Annotated in this window: 3 protein-coding genes; 1 reads left to right on the top strand and 2 read right to left on the bottom strand. The window is 62.8% G+C overall.

Annotated features, from left to right (window positions below; genetic code table 11):
* Positions 1 to 221: 221 nt before the first annotated feature.
* Together H8A95_RS42760 and H8A95_RS42755 are read right to left on the bottom strand one after the other, a co-directional pair.
* Positions 222 to 380: a hypothetical protein gene (locus tag H8A95_RS42760; RefSeq protein ID WP_229188416.1), complete on the bottom strand. Its 159-nt coding sequence runs from the start codon at positions 378 to 380 to the stop codon at positions 222 to 224.
* 211 nt (positions 381 to 591) lie between these two features.
* Positions 592 to 1,365, bottom strand: coding sequence for a glucose 1-dehydrogenase (locus tag H8A95_RS42755; RefSeq protein ID WP_229188415.1), 774 nt, complete (start codon positions 1,363 to 1,365; stop codon positions 592 to 594).
* 106 nt (positions 1,366 to 1,471) lie between these two features.
* Here H8A95_RS42755 and H8A95_RS42750 point away from each other — a divergent pair, with 106 nt between their 5' ends.
* The gene (locus tag H8A95_RS42750) at positions 1,472 to 1,948 is read left to right on the top strand and encodes a winged helix-turn-helix transcriptional regulator (RefSeq protein WP_229188414.1); all 477 of its coding nucleotides are present in this window, start codon (positions 1,472 to 1,474) and stop codon (positions 1,946 to 1,948) included.
* Positions 1,949 to 1,969: the final 21 nt, after the last annotated feature.

Here is a 1,969-nt window from a genome sequence, read left to right as displayed (position 1 = left end):
TTCCAGAACCGCTGTCGTCACCCGCGAAAGCGAAAGCGGGTGACCCGGTATTTCAAACGCGGCGTTAGTGACCCGCCCGCCGCAGTGACCCGCCCGCCGCGGCGTACTGCATACCCCGCATACATACGCGGGGTATGACAGTTGTTGGGCGGAGCAATCTCTGGAACCAGGCGCGGCGCATCATGCACGGGCTTACCCCGCGCATCATCCATCGTTGGAACTCAGAACCACACGCCTTGAATGCCGCAGATGACGGCAACCAGCGAAATCAACAAACCGATTCCGGAAAACAGCGCGACTACTACAAATTGTTCCGAGTCTGAATTCTCGGATGACGACGAAACCGGAATCGACGTCGAAATGCGGGCTGCTTTCGGCATGAAGAAACTCCAAAATGATTCCGTGGTGAAAAAATTCCCCGCCCATTCGGGAGTCCGGGGAGTACGCCAAAGGTTCAATACGCGTGATGATAGTCGCGGACAAAATCGGCCGGTGTGAACCGCTTCACACCGGCCGTTCGTTACAATGAGAAACAATGTAGCGCGTCTTCGAGCGAAGAGCTCGTTCCGGCTTATCTGGAGCCGAAAGGCTCTAGCCGCGATAGATCGGCACGCCGGCGGGCGACGCCGTCGCACCGCCGTCGATGAACAGTTCCTGCCCCTGCACATGCGCAGCATCATCGGACGCCAGGAACAACACGGTCTTCGAGATATGATCGGGTTCACCGATCCGCCCGAGCGGTGTGGTCTTGCCGATCCGCTGCTCGAACGCCTTCTCGGCCTCGGGCGTTGCGATCGCCGCGCCCCAGATCGGCGTACGCACAGCGCCGGGCGCCACCACGTTGACGCGGATCCCGCGCGGCGACAGTTCTGATGCCATCACGCGCGCCATCGCACGCACGCCGGCCTTGCTCGCGGCGTAGGCCGAGTAACCGGGATTGCCGAGCACCGAAATCACCGAGCCGTTGAGAATGATCGAAGCGCCGTCGTTGAGATAGGGCGCGACCGCCTGCACGGTGAAGAATACGCCGGTGAGATTGGTGCGGATCACGTTTTCGAATGCGGCGAGCGTGGTGCCGCCGACCGGCGTCTGGCCGGGAATGCCGGCATTGGCGAACAGCACGTCGTATTTGCCGAACTTCTCCGCGCCCTGCTTCACCGCGGCTTCCAGCGCCGCGACGTCGGTGGCGTCGGCCACCACGGCGAGCGCGTTCGGCCCGAGCTCCTTGGCCGCCGCCGCAAGCGTCTCCTTGTTGCGTCCGGTGATGACGACCTTGGCGCCCTCGGCCACGAACAGCTTTGCTGTCGCAAGGCCGATGCCGCTGTTGCCGCCGGTGATCAACGCCGTCTTGTTTGCCAGTCTCATGTCCGCCTCCAATTGGTTGCATTATTAAACTTCGTTGCCTATCTAGGGCAAGAGGTTTAATATTGCAACCACACAAGGCCGTGATGGCCCAAATTCCTGGAGATGCGTGGTGAAGAGAACCAGCCTTGCAGGCGACAGCTGCCCGGTGGCGCGCGCGCTCGACGTGTTCGGCGACTGGTGGTCGCTCCTGATCATCCGCGACGCCAGCCTCGGCCGCCGCCGCTTCGGCGAATTCCAGGCAAGCCTCGGGCTTGCCAAGAACATCCTCACCACGCGGCTGCGCGCGCTGGTCGAGCGCGGCATTCTGAAGACGGTCCCCGCCTCCGACGGCAGCGCCTATCAGGAATATGTGCTGACGCCGAAGGGTCACGGCATCTTTCCGATCCTGGTCGCGCTGCGGCAATGGACCGAGGAGTTCGACGAGCATCCGGACGAGATCGCGACCATCATGGTCGACCGCGACAAGGGCAAGCCGGTGAAGAAGCTCGCACTGCTGTCGCAGGACGGACGCGTGCTGGGTGCGGCCGACACGACGCTGAAACTGCGGCCTGCGCGCAAGGCGAGCCGGCGCGCGTCGGCGTAGCACTATCCGCCGTCATTCCCG

The organism is Bradyrhizobium oropedii, assembly GCF_020889685.1.
Lineage (GTDB): Bacteria > Pseudomonadota > Alphaproteobacteria > Rhizobiales > Xanthobacteraceae > Bradyrhizobium > Bradyrhizobium oropedii.
This window is presented reverse-complemented; position numbering and strand designations above follow the sequence as displayed.